We start from the raw sequence: 17,359 nt of genomic DNA on the forward strand, positions 1-17,359 counted from the left end.
GAGTCTGTATGGCAAGTTTCGTACACACGGTCGGCCACCTGGTCTACCGCTTCGACAGCCTCAAGGAAGTGATGGCCAAGGCCAGCCCCGCCCGCTCGGGGGACTATCTGGCGGGCGTGGCGGCCAGCAACGACGGCGAACGGGTCGCCGCCCAGATGGCCCTGGCCAATATCCCGCTGACGCATTTTCTCAATGAAGCGCTGATCCCTTACGAAGAAGATGAAGTCACGCGCCTGATCATCGACACTCACGACGCCCAGGCCTTCGCCCCGGTCAGCCACCTGACCGTGGGTGGCCTGCGCGACTGGCTGCTGAGCGAAGAGGCCGACGAGGCCAGCCTGCGCAGCCTGGCACCCGGGCTGACGCCGGAAATGGCCGCAGCGGTGTCGAAGATCATGCGCGTGCAGGACCTGGTGCTGGTGGCGCAGAAGATCCGCGTGGTCACCCGCTTCCGTGGCACCATGGGCCTGCGCGGGCGGCTGTCGACCCGGCTGCAGCCCAACCACCCGACCGACGAGCCGGCCGGCATCGCCGCCAGCATCCTCGACGGCCTGCTGTACGGCAACGGCGACGCCATGATCGGCATCAACCCGGCCACCGACAGCATCGCATCGATCTGCGCCTTGCTGGAAATGCTCGACGCCATCATCCAGCGCTACGACATTCCCACCCAGGCCTGCGTGCTGACCCACGTGACCACGTCGATCGAGGCGATCAACCGTGGCGTGCCGCTGGACCTGGTGTTCCAGTCCATCGCCGGCACCGAAGCGGCCAACGCCGGTTTCGGCATCAACCTGAACGTGCTGCAGGAAGGCTACGAAGCAGGCCTGTCGCTGAAACGCGGCACCCTCGGGCAGAACCTGATGTACTTCGAAACCGGCCAGGGCAGCGCGCTGTCGGCCAACGCCCACCACGGCGTCGACCAGCAGACCTGTGAAACCCGCGCCTATGCCGTGGCCCGCCACTTCAAGCCGTTCCTGGTCAACACCGTGGTCGGTTTCATCGGCCCGGAGTACCTGTACAACGGCAAGCAGATCATCCGCGCCGGCCTCGAAGACCACTTCTGCGGCAAGCTGCTGGGCGTGCCGATGGGTTGCGACATCTGCTACACCAACCACGCCGAAGCCGACCAGGACGACATGGACACCCTGCTGACCCTGCTGGGCGTGGCCGGGATCAACTTCATCATGGGCATCCCCGGCTCCGACGACATCATGCTCAACTACCAGACCACCTCGTTCCACGACGCGCTATACGCACGCCAGACCCTGGGCCTTAAGCCCGGGCCGGAATTCGAGGCATGGCTGGCCCGCACCGGCATCTTCACCCAGGCCGATGGCCGGGTGCGCTTCGGTGACAACCTGCCGCCGGCCTTCCGCCAGGCGTTGGCACAGCTTGCATAGGGATGACCATGGACCACCGCACGCCTACCCCCGACAACCCCTGGCTGGCCCTGCGCAACCTGACCCCGGCGCGCATCGCTCTGGGCCGCACCGGCACCAGCCTGCCGACCGGGGCGCAACTGGACTTCCAGTTCGCCCATGCCCAGGCCCGCGACGCCGTGCACCTGGCCTTCGACCATGCCGGCCTGGCTACCCAGTTGAGTGATCGCGGGCGCGAAAGCCTGGTGCTGCACAGCGCCGCCAGCGACCGCAACCAGTACCTGCAACGCCCGGACCTGGGGCGACGGCTGAACGAAGATTCGGTTGCCGCGCTACGCCAGCACGCCCAGGCCAACCCTGGCGGAGTCGACCTGGCCATCGTCGTCGCCGACGGCCTGTCGGCACTGGCCGTACACCGTCACACCCTGCCGTTCCTGGCGCGTTTCGAGGAACAGGCTGCCGCCGACGGCTGGACCAGTGCCCCGGTGGTGCTGGTGCAGCAGGGGCGCGTGGCAGTGGCCGACGAGGTCGGTGAACTGCTTGGCGCACGGATGACAGTGATGCTGATCGGCGAACGCCCTGGGCTCAGTTCACCCGACAGCCTTGGCCTGTATTTCACCTATGCACCGAAGGTCGGCCTGACCGATGCCTACCGCAACTGCATTTCCAACATCCGCCTGGAGGGGCTGAGCTATGGCATGGCGGCACACCGCCTGTTGTACCTGATGCGCGAAGCCTGCCGGCGCCAGCTTTCCGGGGTGAATCTGAAGGACGAAGCCGAGGTCCATAGCCTGGAGAGTGAACACAGCACCGGCCAGAAAGGTAACTTCCTGCTCGGCAAAGGGTAAAAAACATGTCACGGAAGGCGGATTGCGCTGGCACCGCGCATTGGGCAGCATGCGCTTGAAGGCTGCTGGCAATCCGCTGTTTCCCCTAATGGACCCTGAGGGCCGCACATGCGCATCATCAAGGCAACCCTGGAACACCTCGACCTGCTCACGCCGATGTTCGTCAAATACCGTGAGTTCTATGGGCAGCTTCCCTACCCGGACAGCTCGCGCAGCTTTCTGGAAAAGCGCCTGAAGCGGGATGAGTCGGTGATCTACCTGGCGCTACCCGATGATGACGACGGCAAACTGCTGGGCTTCTGCCAGCTGTACCCGAGCTATTCGTCGCTGTCGCTGAAGCGGGTATGGATTCTCAACGACATCTACGTGGCCGAGGACTCGCGGCGCATGCTGGTGGCCGACCACCTGATGCGCGAGGCAAAGAAAATGGCCAAGGAAACCAATGCCGTGCGCATGCGGGTGTCGACCAGCGCGGACAACGAGGTCGCTCACAAGACTTACGAGTCCATCGGGTTTCGTGAGGATAACGAGTTCAAGAGTTATATCCTGCCGATCAATCAGGATTGACCGTGCTGGCCCTTTCGCGGGCACGCCCGCTCCCACAGGTACAGCACTGCCTAAGGAAGCGGTGATACCCCTGTGGGAGCGGGCATGCCCGCGAAGGGGCCAGCACCGGAATACCCCTGCCGTAACCCCCCGCTACAAACTCCCCGGGCATGATCCTGACTTAGCCGTATAATGGCCCACCTGTCATGTGTGAAATTTTACCCATCCCCAGGTAACCGAGCCTACGCCCAAGAACACAGGTGCTGTACATGGATTTCAACCCGCTGGACCTTATCCTGCATCTCGATGCCTACCTCGATCTGCTGGTCACCAATTACGGTCCCTGGATCTACGCCATCCTCTTCACCGTGATCTTCTGTGAAACCGGGCTGGTGGTCATGCCTTTCCTGCCCGGCGATTCGCTGCTGTTCATCGCCGGTGCCGTGGCCGCCGGTGGCGGCATGGACCCGGTACTGCTGGCTGGCCTGCTGATGGCTGCCGCGATCCTCGGCGACAGCACCAACTACGTGATCGGCCGCACGGCCGGCGAGCGGTTGTTCAACAACCCCGACTCGAAGATCTTCCGTCGCGACTACCTGCAGCGTACCCACGATTTCTATGAACGCCACGGCGGCAAGACCGTGACCATGGCGCGCTTCCTGCCCATCCTGCGCACCTTTGCGCCGTTCGTCGCCGGCATAGCCCACATGCACTACCCGCGCTTTCTCGGTTTCAGCGTCGCCGGTTCGCTGCTGTGGGTTGGCGGCCTGGTGACCTTGGGCTACTTCTTCGGCAACGTACCATTCATCAAGCAGCACCTGTCGCTGATGGTGGTGGGTATCATCATCCTGTCGCTGGTGCCGATGATCCTCGGCCTGCTGCGTGGCCGCCTGGGCCGCACGGCCAAGGCGCACTGAACCTGCCGATGTGGTCGTTCAGCGCCTGGCGGCGCAAGCGCACCCTGGCGCGCTACCCCATCACCCCCCAGCAATGGCAGGCCGTGCGCGAGCGCCTGCCGATGCTGGACGGCATCACGGACGAAGAAGATCGCTGGCTGCGTGAAGCCTGCATCCTGTTTCTGCTCGACAAGCACCTCACCTGCCTGCCCGGCGTCGAACCGGACGACGAGCAGCGCCTGTTGCTGGCCGCCCAGGCGCAATTGCCGCTGCTGCACCTGGGCGAGCTGAACTGGTACCAGGGCTTCCACGAAATCATCCTCTACCCCGACGACTTCAAGAGCCCCCAGCGCCACCGCGATGCCAGTGGCGTGGAGCACGTATGGGACGGCGAGCACAGCGGCGAAGCCTGGCAGCAGGGCCCGATCATCCTCGCCTGGAACGGCGTGCTGGCCAGTGGCGGCTGGGAGGCCTACAACCTGGTCATCCATGAACTGGCGCACAAGCTCGACATGCTCAATGGCGATGCCAACGGCCTGCCACCGCTACACAGCAGCATGCCGGTGGATGAATGGGCAACCGCCATGCAACAGGCCTATGACGACCTCAACCGCCAGCTGGACGCCAACCCCGACGCCGAAACCGCCATCGACCCGTACGCCGCGGAAAACCCTGCGGAGTTCTTTGCCGTCACCAGCGAGTACTTCTTTAGTGCTCCCGACCTGCTGCAACAGGCTTATCCACAAGTCTACCGCCAGTTGTCGCTGTTCTACCGCCAGGACCCGCTGGCGCGCCTGTGCCGGCTGCAGGCCGAACACCCGGAATACCGCGAAAGCCACGCCTGACGGGGCCGCACATCAGGCCAGGCGTGGCATGCCCATGCAGAATGTGCCTATAATCGCCGCCACTTTTTTGGTCAAACACGGGGGCACTGCCCAATGAGCTACAGCAAGATTCCGGCGGGCAAAGACCTGCCGAACGACATCTACGTCGCCATCGAGATCCCGGCCAACCACGCGCCGATCAAATACGAGATCGACAAGGACAGCGATACCCTGTTCGTCGACCGTTTCATGGCTACCCCGATGTTCTACCCAGCCAACTACGGCTTCATCCCGAACACCCTGGCCGATGACGGTGATCCGCTGGACGTGCTGGTCGTTACCCCTTACCCGGTAGCCCCAGGTTCGGTTATCCGCGCCCGTCCGGTCGGCGTGCTGAACATGACCGACGACGGCGGCGGCGACGCCAAGGTCATCGCTGTTCCTCACGACAAGCTGTCGCAGCTGTACGTCGACGTGAAGGAATACACCGACCTGCCAGCCCTGCTGATCCAGCAGATCGAGCACTTCTTTGCCAACTACAAAGATCTCGAGAAGGGCAAATGGGTCAAGATCGAAGGCTGGGAAGGCGCCGACGCCGCCCGTGCCGCGATCACCAAATCGGTTGCTGCCTACAAGGGCTGATACCGGTTGCATGAAGAACCCCGCCCTGGCGGGGTTTTTTTATGCCTGATGGATAGCTGGTCGCCCTGGCACTGGATGACCTGCCTGCGCGATCCCTGTGGGAGCGGCGTGCCCGCGAACACCGGCGCAGCCGGTGCCAGCCACCGCGTTGGCCTCTTCGCGGGCACGCCCGCTCCCACAGGAACCGCGCACTTGCTTGGGAGAGTAAAAAATCCTACGTAGTCCTACTCCAGCGCCCTACAAACAGGCCCTTTTCACACAAGCCCCATCAACATCCGGTTCATATCCTTGCTGGCACCCCGCCGCTACACTCGCCGCCATGAACACATCCGGCGACCGCCTCAAAGCCCTGCTCCACGAGTGTGGCCTGACCCCTTCCGACTTCGCCGCCCAGCGCAGCGTCACTCCCCAGCACGTCAACAACTGGTTCAAGCGCGGCGTGCCCCTGGCCCGGCTGGACGAACTGGCCGACCTGTTCTGTGTGCATCGTCGCTGGTTGCGCACGGGCGAAGGCCCCAAACACCACAACCCGACCCTGCGCAACTGCCCGCCTGGGCCGGCGCCCGCCAACCCGCCCACGCCGTTGTCGGCGCAAGGCGGCCGGGCACTGAAAGTGCCCTTTTACGAACTGCACGACGGCCTGCTGTCACCCGTAGCCAGCAAGCATCTGTGCCTGCCCGCCAAAGCCCTGAAAGTGTTGGGTGTGCATGCCGACGACGCCATCTGCATGGCCATGCCCGCCAGCAACATGACCCCATTGATTCCATTGCAGGCCACCTTGGCCATCGACCTGGGCATGACCCGGGTGGTCGAGGGCGAAACCTATGCCCTGCTGCATAATGGCGCGCTGCGGGTGAACAACCTCAGCCTTGGCCAGCAGGGCACGCTTTACCTGCACAGTCATGATCGGCGCACCTATGCGGTAGAACGCTACACCGCCGCCCAGCGCCAGGCTCAAGGGCTGGAAATTCTTGGCTGGGTGTTCCACTGGTCGCATTTCCGCCGGCAACGCCCCGGCTGAAACAACCTGTGCCATTTTTTGCTGGGCATCCTGCGCGGGCCCTTGTATGCTACGCCGCACATTCAGCCCCGACCGGCGCAAGCCGCGCTCCAGAGGGCTCGGCGATATCCCACACGGGCATCTGCCATCTCTTTCAGGCCCTTGATGGCCACACAGTTAAGGCGATTGCGACTTACCATAAATTAGTCGGAAGCGTCCCCGAGAAGCCGGCCACAAGCCGGCTTTTTAATGCCCGAAGAAAAGCCATTCTCTTCCTCTGAAATTTTCTGCAGCCATTCCTGATGGCTGGGAAATCGCAGTTGTAAAAGCGAAAATAATCTCATTCGTCATTTATCTGACACTACACTGACGCTCATCCGAAAATCGTCGGATAAATGACGTCTCGCGTGGAGCTTTCACCCTCCTGATCTAGGCTCAAGCCATATGGCAGGAGGTGTAGTCCATGCGCAAATTATTGATTGGCTCGTCGATCCTGGCTTGTCTGGTGGTGCTGGGCGGCTGGTTGAGTCGACCGCAGCCGTTGCCGGTCAGGCTGTTGGAGGTTGAGCGGGGGCCGGTGGAGACGGTGGTGGCCAATACGCGCGCGGGTACGCTGAAGTCCTGTCGACGCTCGCACCTGTCCTTCAATGTCGGCGGCCAGGTTGCCGAGTTGCAGGTCAGCGAGGGCCAGCGGGTCCAGCCGGGTCAGGTACTCATGCGCCTGCGCCAGGACGAGCAACAGGCCAGGCTGCAGGAGGCCGAGGCGCGGCTGGAGGCGCAACGCAACACCCGCGAACAGCGCTGCCAGCAAGCGCTCCTGGACCGACGCGACCTTGATCGCCTGGGCCAGCTGGCCGACCGCAAGTTGATTGCCGCCGATCGCCTCGACCAAGCCGCGACCAAGGCCAACCTGGCGAAGCTGATGTGCAGTGCAAGTGCCGTGCTGATCCGCGAGGCTGACGCCAGCCTGCAGTTGCAGCGTTCGCTGCTGGAACAGACGACCCTGCGTGCCCCCTTCGCCGGCGTAGTCGCAGAAATCAACGGCGAACTCGGCGAATTCGTCACCCCTTCGCCACCGGGTATCCCCACGCCACCAGCGGTCGACCTGATCGACGACAGCTGCCTGTATGTCGAGGCACCGATCGATGAAGTGGACGCGGCCCGGGTTCACCCCGGCACCGCCGTGCGGATCAGCCTGGATGCCTTCCGTGGCCAGCATTTCACCGGCCGCGTCAGCCGTATTGCACCCTATGTGCGTGAACTGGAGAAGCAGGCGCGCACCGTCGATGTAGAAGTGCGTTTCGACCAGCCGCCGGCAGACCTTGCCCTGCTCACCGGCTATAGCGCCGATGTCGAGATCCTTCTGGAGCAGCACGCAAGTGCTTTGCGCATCCCCACCGAAACCCTGCTGGAGGGGCAGCGTGTGCTGCGCTATGACCCGAGCGCCCGGGTGTTGCGCGAGGTGCAGGTGCAAACCGGGTTGAGCAACTGGCGCTGGACCGAGGTGCTCGCTGGGCTCGACGAGGATGCTCGAATCGTCGCCAGCTTCGAGCAGGAAGGGCTCAAGGATACCGTGGCGGTGATCCCGCTGGATGCCGCGGAGACCGGGAAATGATCCGCCTGCGCGGCGGCAGCCGCAGCTTCCAGCTGGGCGAACAGCAGGTGATGGGGCTGGACGGCCTCGATCTGGACATCGCCGCAGGTGACTACATGGCGGTGATGGGCCCGTCCGGCTCGGGCAAGTCCACCTTGCTGAACATCCTCGGCCTGCTCGATGCGCCGAGCGCCGGCGAATACTGGTTGCAGGGCGAGGCCACGGCGGCGCTGAGCGAGGCACGCCGCGCCCAGTTGCGTAGCCGACTGATAGGTTTCGTGTTCCAGTCCTACCACCTGATCGCACGGCTGACGGTGCTGGAAAACATCGAGCTGCCGATGGTCCTCGCCGGCATCGGTGCGGTACAACGGCGCAAGCGCAGCAGCCAGTTGGTGGCACGCCTGGGGCTGGGCGAGCGTATTGCCCACCGACCGGCCGAGCTGTCCGGTGGCCAGCGCCAGCGCGTCGCGATCGCCCGGGCGATGGTCATGCAACCGGCGCTGTTGTTGGCCGACGAGCCTACCGGCAATCTCGATAGCCAGGCCGGCGTCGAAGTATTCAACCTGCTGGAAGAGCTCAACAGCGAGGGCCTGACCCTGATCGTGGTGACCCACGACGCCAGCCTGGGCGCCCGTGCACAGCGCCAGCTACACATGCGTGACGGGCGCATCCACAGTATTGCGCCGCAGCGGGCGCTGGCCTGATGCGCGCTGCCGATGCCCTGGGCTTCTGGCTCGGCGCCTTGCGTGGGCACCGCTCGCGCAGCCTGATGCTACTGCTGGCCATCGCCATCGGTGTGGTTGCGGTCAACCTGCTCACCGGCCTTGGCGCCGGGGCGCGGGCGTTTGTCCTGAACGAGTTCTCACTGCTGGGCCGCGACATCCTGATCGTTTTCCCGGGCCGCAAGGAAACCACCGGGCGAATGCCGCCGCTCACCGGCCTGACGCCGCACGAGTTGACCTTGCAGGATGTGCAGGCTATCACCCGCCTGCCGGGCATCCGCCGGGTCGCGCCGCAGCAGGCCGGGCAGATGGAGGTGATCGTCGGCAACCGCAATCGCGAGGTGCTGACCTTGGGCACCACCCGTGACTTCTTCGCCATTCGTCAACTGACGGTCGTCCAGGGCCAACCTCTGCCGGCGCTGGACCCTGGGCAGGCCGAGGCCGTCTGCGTGATCGGTGGCAAACTCCGACGCGAGCTGTTCGGGGCTCGCCCGGCCCTGGGTGAATGGTTGCGCGCTGGCGACCGACGCTTCCGAGTGGTCGGTGTCCTCGGTGAGCGGGGCGAATCCCTGGGGACGGATTTTTCCGAGATGGTGATCATCCCGGTGGCCAGTGCCCAGGCCTTGTTCAATAGCGAGGGGTTGTCGCGGGTATTTGTCGAGGTGCAGGGCCCACGCTTTCTCGACCGAAGCAAGCGGCTGATACTCGCCGCGCTGAAGGAGCGCCACGAGGGGGAGGAAGACGTGACCCTGGTCAGCCAGGACAGCCTGCTCAGCGCCTTCGACCAGATACTCGCGGTGCTGACCCTGGCGGTGGCCGGGATTGCCGCGATCAGCCTGCTGGTGGCAGGCATCCTGATCATGAACGTGACCTGGATTGCAGTGAGCCAGCGCAGCGCCGAGATCGGCCTGCTCAAAGCCATAGGCGTGACGGCGGCGCAGTTGCGCCTGCTGTTCCTTGGCGAGGCGGCGTTGCTGGCCCTGGCGGGGGCGCTCGCAGGCCTGCTGCTGGCCGAAACCTTGCTCTGGCTGGGGCGCCTGGCGTTCGACCTGCCGCTCCATGCTCCCTGGTGGGCGCGGGCTGGCGCAGTGCTGCTGGCACTCGGCACGGCACTGCTGTTCGCCTGGCTGCCGGCCGCCCGGGCTTCGGCGCTGGAGCCGGTGGCGGCGCTACGCCCGCCGGGAGCGCACTGATGCGCTGGCAAGATGGCTTGCGGCTGACCAGTTCGGCGCTGGCCTGTCGCCCCTTGCGCAGCCTGCTGACCCTGCTCGGGGTAGCGATCGGCATAGCCGCGGTGGCGCTGCTCACGGCCATGGGCGAAGGCGTGCGCGGCTATGTGCTGGAGAACTTCTCGCAGTTCGGTACGCGGATCATCACCGTGCGCCCGGGCAAGACCCAGACAAGCGGCCTCGGTGGCCTGCTCGGCAGCGTACGCCCACTGACCATCGGTGACACCGATGCCCTGCGGCGCTTGCGGCATGTCGAGGCGGTGGTGCCGATCATTCAGGGCAGCGGGGATGTGCAGTTCGGCCAGCTGAGCCGGCGCAGCGACATTCTCGGTGGCGGCCATCAGCTGGCGCAGGCCTGGCGCATGCAACTGAGCCTGGGCGAGTTTCTGCCTGCGGCCCGCGACGGCCGCTCGCCGCCCTATGTGGTGCTCGGTCATCAACTGCGCGCCGAGCTGTTCGGTGCGCGCAATCCGCTCGGCGAGCTGATCCGCGTCGGCGGCGTGCGTTTCCGGGTGATCGGCGTGATGGAGAAGAAAGGCCAGTTGCTCGGTTTCAACCTCGACGATATCGCCTACATCCCGGTGGATTGGGCGCAAAGCCTGTTCAACCGCACCGGGGTGGTCAAAGCCCATGTGGTGTTCGGCGCAGCCACCACTTCACAGGCATTGAGCCGACAGATTCGCGAGGTGCTCGGCGAACGCCACGGCGCGGAGGACTTCAGCCTGACCACCCAGGACGACATGCTGCGCAGCTTCAACCGCGTTCTCGGCACTCTGAGCCTGGCCATTGGTGCCTTGGGGGGTATTTCGCTGTTGGTCGGTGCGGTTGGCATTCTCACCATCATGACCACCACGGTGGGCGAGCGCACGGCCGAAATCGGCCTGTTGCGGGCGATTGGCGCCAGTCCGCGGCAGGTACTCGGGCTGTTTCTTGCCGAAGCGACGTTGCTTTCGCTGGCCGGTGGCCTGCTTGGCTTGCTGTTGATGGCCCTCCTGCTGGGGCTGCTGCACCTGACCATGCCGAGCCTGCCCTTGGCGCTGCATCCGCTGTTTCTGTTGCTGGCGCTGCTGCTGGCGGCGGTGCTCGGCGTTCTCGCCGGCCTGGCCCCGGCCGTGCGGGCGGCCCGCCTGCATCCGGTGGCCGCGCTGCGCATCGAGTAGCGGCCCGGCCAATGAGCCCCTTGATGGGGCTGCTTTGCAGCCCTTCGCGGGCACGCCCGCTCCCACAGGTCCCGCGCATCTACTGACTACAGCGCCATCCCTGTGGGAGCGGGCGTGCCCGCGAAGGGCCGCAAGGCGGCCCCAGATTCAGCATGCCATGCGCTTCGTCAGCCACACCCACCACAAGCTGACAGAAAAGTAATCTGAAGCTCAGCCAGCTGACAGCGCAGGTCCACTAGGGTTAAGGGAGGGCTGGGGCATTAAACCGCCTGAATAACAGCGACTTCTCGACTGACTGGACGCAACGGCATGCAAAGCAAAACCACCAGACGCTCCTTCGTCAAAGGCCTGGCCGCTACCGGACTGCTTGGCGGGCTGGGCATGTGGCGCGCGCCGGTCTGGGCCGTGACCAGCCCCGGCCAACCGAATGTGCTGAGCGGCACCGACTTCGACCTCTACATCGGTGAACTGCCAGTCAACATTACCGGCGCTGCGCGTACAGCGATGGCCATCAACGGCTCCATTCCCGGCCCCATTCTGCGCTGGCGCGAAGGCGATACCGTCACGCTGCGTGTGCGCAACCGCTTGCAGCAGGACACCTCCATCCACTGGCACGGCATCATCCTGCCGGCGAACATGGACGGCGTGCCGGGCCTGAGCTTCCATGGCATCGCCCCCGACGGCATGTACGAGTACAAATTCAAGGTCCAGCAGAACGGCACCTACTGGTACCACAGCCACTCCGGTTTCCAGGAGCAGGTCGGGGTATACGGCGCCCTGGTCATCGATGCCAAAGAGCCTGAGCCGTTCACCTACGACCGCGATTATGTGGTCATGCTCAGCGACTGGACGGATGAAAACCCTGCCCGGGTGCTGGCCAAGCTCAAGAAGCAGTCTGACTACTACAACTACCACAAGCGCACGGTGGGTGATTTCGTCAACGATGTGAGCGAAATGGGCTGGTCCGCCGCGGTAGCCGACCGCAAGATGTGGGCCGAAATGAAAATGAGCCCCACCGATCTCGCCGATGTAAGCGGCTACACCTACACCTACCTGATGAACGGCCAGGCCCCGGACGGTAACTGGACAGGGGTGTTCAAGCCGGGCGAGAAAATCCGCCTGCGCTTCATCAACGGCTCGGCCATGACCTATTTCGATGTGCGAATCCCCGGCCTGAAGATGACGGTTGTCGCGGCGGATGGGCAGCATGTCAAACCCGTTGCGGTCGACGAGTTCCGCATCGCCGTTGCCGAAACCTACGATGTCATCGTCGAGCCCGAAAACGAGCAGGCTTACACCATTTTCGCTCAATCCATGGACCGTACCGGATATTCCAGGGGCACCCTGGCTGTTCGCGAAGGCTTGCAAGCCCCTGTTCCAGCTGTCGATCCACGGCCGATCATTTCCATGAGCGATATGGGCATGGACCATGGCGGCACGGGCGACATGGACCACGGCAGCATGGCTGGCATGGGTCACGGCGACATGGCTGGCATGGACCACGGCAGCATGGCCGGCATGGACCACGGCGACATGGCCGGCATGGACCACGGCGACATGGCTGGCATGGACCACGGCGACATGGCTGGTACCAGCGCGCCCATGCAGAGCCACCCAGCCTCCGAGACGAACAACCCCCTGGTCGACATGCAGACGATGAGCCCAACGCCAAAACTGGGCGATCCGGGCATCGGCCTGCGTGACAACGGCCGCCGTGTGCTGACTTATGCGGACCTGCGCAGCACCTTCCCGGACCCGGACGGCCGTACACCTGGTCGAACGATCGAACTGCACCTCACCGGCCACATGGAAAAGTTCGCCTGGTCCTTTGACGGCATCAAGTTTTCCGATGCCGAGCCACTGCGCCTCAAATATGGCGAGCGCCTGCGCATCACCCTGGTCAACGACACCATGATGACTCACCCCATCCACCTGCATGGCATGTGGAGCGACCTGGAGGATGAGGACGGCAACTTCATGGTGCGCAAACACACAATCGACATGCCGCCTGGCTCAAAACGAAGCTATCGCGTCACGGCAGATGCCTTGGGGCGTTGGGCCTATCACTGTCACCTGCTGTTCCACATGGAAATGGGCATGTTCCGCGAAGTCCGTGTGGACGAATGAACTGGAGATCCGAGATGAGCAAACCAATGAAACGAAGCGCGTTTTTCTTCTCTGCTGCGATAGCCGGCCTGTTTGCATTTTATGCCCCGTCATCTTGGTCCGACGGCAACAATCAGCAGCCTGCCGATGCCAAGGAAGCCAAAAGCGCTCAAGGCATGGACCATGGTGCGATGAAGGGCATGGATCATGGCGCCATGAAAGGGATGGATCACGGTTCGATGAAAGGTATGGACCATGACGCCATGAAGGGTATGGACCATGGTTCGATGCAAGGCATGGACCATGACAAGATGATGGAATCCCATGGCAGCGGCAAAGCCAAGGCAGGGAAAGATGCTCAATAGCCTGGCACGACCATCGCTGCTGGCATTGACCGTTTCGCTCGGCGTGCTGGGTGCTGCGCCCAGCTTCGCCGCTGAAGAAATGGACCATTCGATGATGGACCATTCGGCCATGGACCACAGCCAGATGGATCATGGCAGCATGCAGGGCATGGACCATGGCGCTATGGATCATGGCGCTATGGATCATTCGAAAATGAACCACGGCTCGGCGGATACGCCGACCACCAGCCGTACCCCGATCCCGGTGCTGACCGATGCAGACCGCCAGGCGGCCTTCCCCCCGTTGGGCGGGCATCAGATGCACGACAGTGCTATCAACAGCTTCCTCCTGCTGGATCAGCTCGAGTACCAGGATGCCGATGAAGGCAGCACGCTGTCCTGGGATGCTTCTGGCTGGATAGGCGGCGATATCAACCGGCTGTGGATCCGCTCCGAAGGTGAACGCACCAACGGTGTCACCGAGGATGCCGAATTGCAGCTGCTGTACGGCCGCTCGATCAGCCCTTGGTGGGATGTGGTTGCCGGGGTGCGCCAGGATTTCCAACCTGAGTCCCCCCAGACCTGGGCGGCGTTCGGTATCCAGGGCATGGCGCTTTACGACTTCGAAGCCGAAGCCACCGCGTTCATTGGCGAGAACGGCCAGACGGCCGCGCGCCTGGAAGGCGACTACGACATTCTGCTGACCAACCGGCTGATCCTGCAGCCAACCGCTGAAGCCAATTTCTACGGCAAGAACGACCCTGGGCGCGGTGTGGGTTCCGGCCTTGCCAATACCGAAGTCGGGCTGCGCTTGCGCTACGAAATTGTCCGCCAGTTCGCCCCCTACATCGGCATCACCTGGAACCGCTCTTACGGCAAAACCGCCGACTTCATACGCGACGAGGGTGGTGATGTGGATGAAGCGCGTTTCGTGGCCGGTATCCGCATGTGGTTTTGAGAACCAGACATGAAAAGAACAATAACAACGCTTGTTGCAGCAGGCGCAGTGGCCAGCTTGGCCGTGCTGGGCGCTGCGTACTCCGGCCTGGTCAACGTCGGCGCCGATGATCCCCATTTCCCCGCCGTGCATGCCTTTCTGGCCATGGCACGGGACCGCTCTATCGCAGTACGGGCCAGAGACATCGAGGTGCCAGACCTGAAAGATGAAGCGCTGATTCGTACCGGCGCTGGTAACTACAACGCCATGTGTATCGGTTGCCACCTCGCCCCTGGCGTCGAGAAGACCGAGCTTAGCCAGGCGCTGTATCCATCTCCCCCCAATCTGACCAAAAGCGGGATCGGTGGCGACCCCGCTGCGGCGTTCTGGATCATCAAGCATGGCATCAAGGCCTCTGGCATGCCGGCCTGGGGCAAGAGCATGGGCGATGAATACATCTGGGGCATCGTCGCCTTCCTGGATCAGCTACCCCGGTTGAACGCCCAGCAGTACCAGACGATGGTCGCGGCCAGTGGCGGCCACCAGCATGGGGGGGGCGAAAGTGAAATGCACAACCATGAAGGCCAGCACCGCGGCAATGTGCCTGGCCACCAGGGTGAGCAGGCCTCGGGAGCAGGCCAGCATGATGAGGGGCATTCAAAGGCGCATACTCATCGCGATGGCAAGCAGCACATGCATAAAGACTGAAGGCAGGGTACGTGTATGCCGACAGGTTTGCACTCAGGTAGTGGGCAGCCCAGATCATGAATCCCCTGAAAGTTCTCGACTGCTTGCTCTGGCCCTTTCGCGGGCACGCCCGCTCCCACAGAGACCTCACAGGCTTCACCTTCTAGCGGCAGTTCCCTGTGGGAGCGGGTTTACCCGCGAAGGGGCCGGCACAGGCAGCACACCCGTCAGCCCTTCACACACACCACCTGCCGCAAGGTGTGCACCACTTCCACCAGCTCCTGCTGCGCGCGCATCACCGCATCGATGTCCTTGTAAGCCATGGGGATCTCGTCGATCACCTCCTTGTCCTTGCGGCATTCCACATGCGCCGTGGCCCGCCGCTGGTCGTCCACGGTGAAGCGGCTCTTGGCCTTGGTCCGGCTCATCAGTCGGCCGGCGCCATGGCTGCAGGAACAGAACGATTCCTCGTTGCCCAGCCCTCGCACGATGAAACTCCTGGCTCCCATCGAGCCGGGAATGATGCCCAACTGGCCCTTCTGCGCCGACACCGCGCCCTTGCGCGTCACCAGCACCTCGCGGCCAAAATGCTGTTCGCGCTGCACATAGTTGTGGTGGCAGTTCACCGCTTCCAGGCTGGCCTCGAACGGTTTGCCCAGCGCCTTGCGCGCAGCACCGACCACCGCCAGCATCATCAGCTCGCGGTTCTGCCTGGCGTAGTCCTGCGCCCATTCCACCGCTTCGACGTAGTCGGCGAAATGGCGGCTGCCTTCCTCGAAATACGCCAGGTCCTTGTCCGGCAGATTGGCCAGGTGCTGGCGCATGTCGGCCTGGGCCAGCTCGATGAACAGGTTGCCAATGGCATTGCCCACGCCCCGGGAGCCGCTGTGCAACATGAACCAGACGCGGTCGGCCTCGTCCAGGCATACCTCGATGAAGTGGTTGCCACCGCCCAGCGTCCCCAGGTGATGGCGGTTATTGGTCTTCTCCAGCCGCGGGTACTTGTCGGTGATGGCCTTGAAACGCCCGGCCAGCTGGCCCCAGGCCTTGTCCGCCTTGGCTGGCACATCGGCCCAGGCGCCCTGGTCGCGTTTGCCGAAGGTCTTGCCATGCGGCACGGCATGTTCGATGGCATTGCGCAGTCCATGCAGGTTGTCCGGCAGGTCGCGGGCGTGCAGCGATGTGCGTGCGGCGATCATGCCGCAGCCGATGTCTACACCCACCGCGGCGGGGATGATCGCGCCAACGGTGGGAATGACGCTACCGATGGTCGAGCCCTTGCCCAGGTGCACGTCCGGCATTACCGCCAGGTGCTTGAAGATGAACGGCATCCTGGCCGTGTTGAGCAGCTGTTTGCGGGCGTCGTCTTCCACCGGTACGCCGTCGGTCCACAACTTGACCGGCTTGCCACCGGCGACCTGGAGAATGTCCATGGGCTGTTCCTCGAATGCATAGCCGCATGATACCGCCAAAGGTCGTAGAGCCGTGGGTTGCCTGCGGGGTGGCAATGTGCTGTATGCTTGGCCGGTCTTCAGGGCGGGGTGAAAGTCCCCACCGGCGGTAAATCGAAAGATGAGCCCGCGAGCGCCCCGGCCATGCCGGGGGTCAGCAGATCTGGTGAGACTCCAGAGCCGACGGTCATAGTCCGGATGAAAGAAGGCGTCAGGCAGGGGCCATTCGGGCGCCCCTGCGCACGCATTTTGTTCGCCCCGAGACGTTCATCGATCATTCACGAGGAGCGTTTCATGTCCACCAGGCACCACCCGCAATTCCCCAATGTTTCCGCAGCCATCGCCGCCTTCCAGGCCGGGCGCCCCGTGCTGCTGCTCGACGACGACGACCGCGAGGACGAAGCGGACATCATCGCCGCCGCCGAGAACATCTCGCTGCAGACCATGGCCATGATGATCCGCGATTGCAGCGGCATCGTCTGCCTGTGCCTGGACGAGGCCACCGTCGACGAACTGCAACTGGCACCCATGGTGCAGAACAACCAGGCCCGCCATGGCACCGGCTTCACCGTCACCATCGAGGCGGCGGAAGGTATCACCACCGGGGTTTCCGCCCAGGACCGCATCACCACCATTGGCGCGGCACTGCGCTCCACCGCAGACCAGCGCCATATCGTCAGCCCGGGGCATGTGTTCCCGCTGCGCGCCCGCAATGGCGGGGTGCTGACTCGCCGTGGGCATACCGAAGGCTCGGTAGACCTGGCACGCCTGGCCGGCTTGCGCCCGGCAGCGGTGCTGTGCGAACTGATGAACCCCGATGGCACGATGGCCCGTGGCGAGCAGGTAGCGGTGTATGCGCGGCAATACAATCTGCCGGTGCTGACCATCGAGGAACTGGCGCGGTACCGTGAGGCCATGCTGGAGCTGGAAGCAGAGCCAGCCTGATAGGCCACCTCGGGGCCATTCGCGGGCACGCCCGCTCCCACAGGTA

General features: G+C 63.8%; 17 protein-coding genes and 1 riboswitch. Of the genes, 16 read left to right on the plus strand and 1 reads right to left on the minus strand.

Annotated features, from left to right (window positions below; all coding sequences use genetic code 11):
• The first annotated feature begins 8 nt into the window (after nt 1-8).
• From CAF70_RS17050 to CAF70_RS17125, 15 genes are all read left to right on the plus strand, one after another.
• A complete protein-coding gene (locus tag CAF70_RS17050; protein ID WP_085626115.1) occupies nt 9-1,403 on the plus strand; it encodes an ethanolamine ammonia-lyase subunit EutB in 1,395 nt (464 codons plus the stop codon).
• Nucleotides 1,404-1,411: 8 nt separating this feature from the next.
• Nucleotides 1,412-2,230 (plus strand): ethanolamine ammonia-lyase subunit EutC, encoded by an 819-nt coding sequence (eutC, locus tag CAF70_RS17055; RefSeq protein WP_025337548.1) that lies wholly within the window; start codon nt 1,412-1,414, stop codon nt 2,228-2,230.
• Nucleotides 2,231-2,338: 108 nt separating this feature from the next.
• Nucleotides 2,339-2,797, plus strand: a complete 459-nt coding sequence (locus CAF70_RS17060) for a GNAT family N-acetyltransferase (RefSeq protein WP_085626116.1) — start codon at nt 2,339-2,341, stop codon at nt 2,795-2,797.
• Nucleotides 2,798-3,045: 248 nt separating this feature from the next.
• Nucleotides 3,046-3,693 carry a DedA family protein gene (locus CAF70_RS17065; protein WP_085626174.1) on the plus strand — a complete coding sequence of 216 codons (648 nt, stop codon included), beginning with the start codon at nt 3,046-3,048 and terminating at the stop codon, nt 3,691-3,693.
• A gap of 8 nt (nt 3,694-3,701) precedes the next feature.
• Nucleotides 3,702-4,517 carry a zinc-dependent peptidase gene (locus tag CAF70_RS17070; protein ID WP_085626117.1) on the plus strand — a complete coding sequence of 272 codons (816 nt, stop codon included), beginning with the start codon at nt 3,702-3,704 and terminating at the stop codon, nt 4,515-4,517.
• A 93-nt stretch (nt 4,518-4,610) separates the two neighbouring features.
• Nucleotides 4,611-5,138 (plus strand): inorganic diphosphatase, encoded by a 528-nt coding sequence (gene ppa, locus CAF70_RS17075; protein ID WP_003255365.1) that lies wholly within the window; start codon nt 4,611-4,613, stop codon nt 5,136-5,138.
• Between the two features lie 319 nt (nt 5,139-5,457).
• Nucleotides 5,458-6,159, plus strand: a complete 702-nt coding sequence (locus tag CAF70_RS17085) for a helix-turn-helix transcriptional regulator (RefSeq protein WP_085626119.1) — start codon at nt 5,458-5,460, stop codon at nt 6,157-6,159.
• A 442-nt stretch (nt 6,160-6,601) separates the two neighbouring features.
• Complete coding sequence (locus CAF70_RS17090; RefSeq protein ID WP_085626120.1) at nt 6,602-7,753, plus strand: efflux RND transporter periplasmic adaptor subunit; 1,152 nt, start codon at nt 6,602-6,604, stop codon at nt 7,751-7,753.
• Nucleotides 7,750-8,436: an ABC transporter ATP-binding protein gene (locus CAF70_RS17095; RefSeq protein WP_085626121.1), complete on the plus strand. Its 687-nt coding sequence runs from the start codon at nt 7,750-7,752 to the stop codon at nt 8,434-8,436. The genes CAF70_RS17090 and CAF70_RS17095 overlap by 4 nt, the downstream gene beginning before the upstream one ends.
• Entirely contained in the window at nt 8,436-9,647 is a 1,212-nt protein-coding gene (locus CAF70_RS17100; RefSeq protein ID WP_085626122.1) for an ABC transporter permease, read from the plus strand. The genes CAF70_RS17095 and CAF70_RS17100 overlap by 1 nt, the downstream gene beginning before the upstream one ends.
• Nucleotides 9,647-10,843 (plus strand): ABC transporter permease, encoded by a 1,197-nt coding sequence (locus CAF70_RS17105; RefSeq protein ID WP_085626123.1) that lies wholly within the window; start codon nt 9,647-9,649, stop codon nt 10,841-10,843. Before CAF70_RS17100 ends, CAF70_RS17105 begins: the two co-directional genes overlap by 1 nt.
• A 309-nt stretch (nt 10,844-11,152) precedes the next feature.
• Nucleotides 11,153-12,970: a copper resistance system multicopper oxidase gene (locus CAF70_RS17110; RefSeq protein ID WP_085626124.1), complete on the plus strand. Its 1,818-nt coding sequence runs from the start codon at nt 11,153-11,155 to the stop codon at nt 12,968-12,970.
• Nucleotides 12,967-13,314, plus strand: coding sequence for a hypothetical protein (locus tag CAF70_RS17115; protein WP_085626125.1), 348 nt, complete (start codon nt 12,967-12,969; stop codon nt 13,312-13,314). The genes CAF70_RS17110 and CAF70_RS17115 overlap by 4 nt, the downstream gene beginning before the upstream one ends.
• A complete protein-coding gene (locus CAF70_RS17120) occupies nt 13,304-14,251 on the plus strand; it encodes a copper resistance protein B (RefSeq protein ID WP_085626126.1) in 948 nt (315 codons plus the stop codon). The genes CAF70_RS17115 and CAF70_RS17120 overlap by 11 nt, the downstream gene beginning before the upstream one ends.
• 9 nt (nt 14,252-14,260) lie before the next feature.
• The gene (locus CAF70_RS17125; RefSeq protein ID WP_085626127.1) at nt 14,261-14,938 is read left to right on the plus strand and encodes a c-type cytochrome; all 678 of its coding nucleotides are present in this window, start codon (nt 14,261-14,263) and stop codon (nt 14,936-14,938) included.
• Nucleotides 14,939-15,144: 206 nt separating this feature from the next.
• On the opposite strand, the gene CAF70_RS17130 is transcribed toward CAF70_RS17125, so the two are convergent.
• A complete protein-coding gene (locus CAF70_RS17130; RefSeq protein WP_085626128.1) occupies nt 15,145-16,350 on the minus strand; it encodes an RtcB family protein in 1,206 nt (401 codons plus the stop codon).
• A 90-nt stretch (nt 16,351-16,440) separates the two neighbouring features.
• Nucleotides 16,441-16,582: riboswitch (FMN riboswitch) on the plus strand.
• Nucleotides 16,583-16,662: 80 nt separating this feature from the next.
• On the opposite strand from CAF70_RS17130, the gene ribB reads away from it, so the two are divergent.
• Nucleotides 16,663-17,313 carry a 3,4-dihydroxy-2-butanone-4-phosphate synthase gene (gene ribB, locus CAF70_RS17135; protein ID WP_025337529.1) on the plus strand — a complete coding sequence of 217 codons (651 nt, stop codon included), beginning with the start codon at nt 16,663-16,665 and terminating at the stop codon, nt 17,311-17,313.
• Nucleotides 17,314-17,359: the final 46 nt, after the last annotated feature.

Origin of the sequence: Pseudomonas sp. B19(2017) (assembly GCF_002113165.1) — a bacterium.
Taxonomy (GTDB): domain Bacteria; phylum Pseudomonadota; class Gammaproteobacteria; order Pseudomonadales; family Pseudomonadaceae; genus Aquipseudomonas.

Bases quoted from the DNA above. Each gene is read 5' to 3' on its own strand.
- CAF70_RS17115 (WP_085626125.1), top strand. From the start codon at position 12,967: ATGAACTGGAGATCCGAGATGAGCAAACCAATGAAACGAAGCGCGTTT.
- CAF70_RS17070 (WP_085626117.1), top strand. From the start codon at position 3,702: ATGTGGTCGTTCAGCGCCTGGCGGCGCAAGCGCACCCTGGCGCGCTAC.
- CAF70_RS17085 (WP_085626119.1), top strand. From the start codon at position 5,458: ATGAACACATCCGGCGACCGCCTCAAAGCCCTGCTCCACGAGTGTGGC.
- CAF70_RS17125 (WP_085626127.1), top strand. From the start codon at position 14,261: ATGAAAAGAACAATAACAACGCTTGTTGCAGCAGGCGCAGTGGCCAGC.
- CAF70_RS17095 (WP_085626121.1), top strand. From the start codon at position 7,750: ATGATCCGCCTGCGCGGCGGCAGCCGCAGCTTCCAGCTGGGCGAACAG.
- CAF70_RS17050 (WP_085626115.1), top strand. From the start codon at position 9: ATGGCAAGTTTCGTACACACGGTCGGCCACCTGGTCTACCGCTTCGAC.
- CAF70_RS17120 (WP_085626126.1), top strand. From the start codon at position 13,304: ATGCTCAATAGCCTGGCACGACCATCGCTGCTGGCATTGACCGTTTCG.
- CAF70_RS17130 (WP_085626128.1), bottom strand. From the start codon at position 16,350: ATGGACATTCTCCAGGTCGCCGGTGGCAAGCCGGTCAAGTTGTGGACC.
- CAF70_RS17100 (WP_085626122.1), top strand. From the start codon at position 8,436: ATGCGCGCTGCCGATGCCCTGGGCTTCTGGCTCGGCGCCTTGCGTGGG.
- ppa (WP_003255365.1), top strand. From the start codon at position 4,611: ATGAGCTACAGCAAGATTCCGGCGGGCAAAGACCTGCCGAACGACATC.
- CAF70_RS17105 (WP_085626123.1), top strand. From the start codon at position 9,647: ATGCGCTGGCAAGATGGCTTGCGGCTGACCAGTTCGGCGCTGGCCTGT.
- eutC (WP_025337548.1), top strand. From the start codon at position 1,412: ATGGACCACCGCACGCCTACCCCCGACAACCCCTGGCTGGCCCTGCGC.
- ribB (WP_025337529.1), top strand. From the start codon at position 16,663: ATGTCCACCAGGCACCACCCGCAATTCCCCAATGTTTCCGCAGCCATC.
- CAF70_RS17090 (WP_085626120.1), top strand. From the start codon at position 6,602: ATGCGCAAATTATTGATTGGCTCGTCGATCCTGGCTTGTCTGGTGGTG.
- CAF70_RS17060 (WP_085626116.1), top strand. From the start codon at position 2,339: ATGCGCATCATCAAGGCAACCCTGGAACACCTCGACCTGCTCACGCCG.
- CAF70_RS17110 (WP_085626124.1), top strand. From the start codon at position 11,153: ATGCAAAGCAAAACCACCAGACGCTCCTTCGTCAAAGGCCTGGCCGCT.
- CAF70_RS17065 (WP_085626174.1), top strand. From the start codon at position 3,046: ATGGATTTCAACCCGCTGGACCTTATCCTGCATCTCGATGCCTACCTC.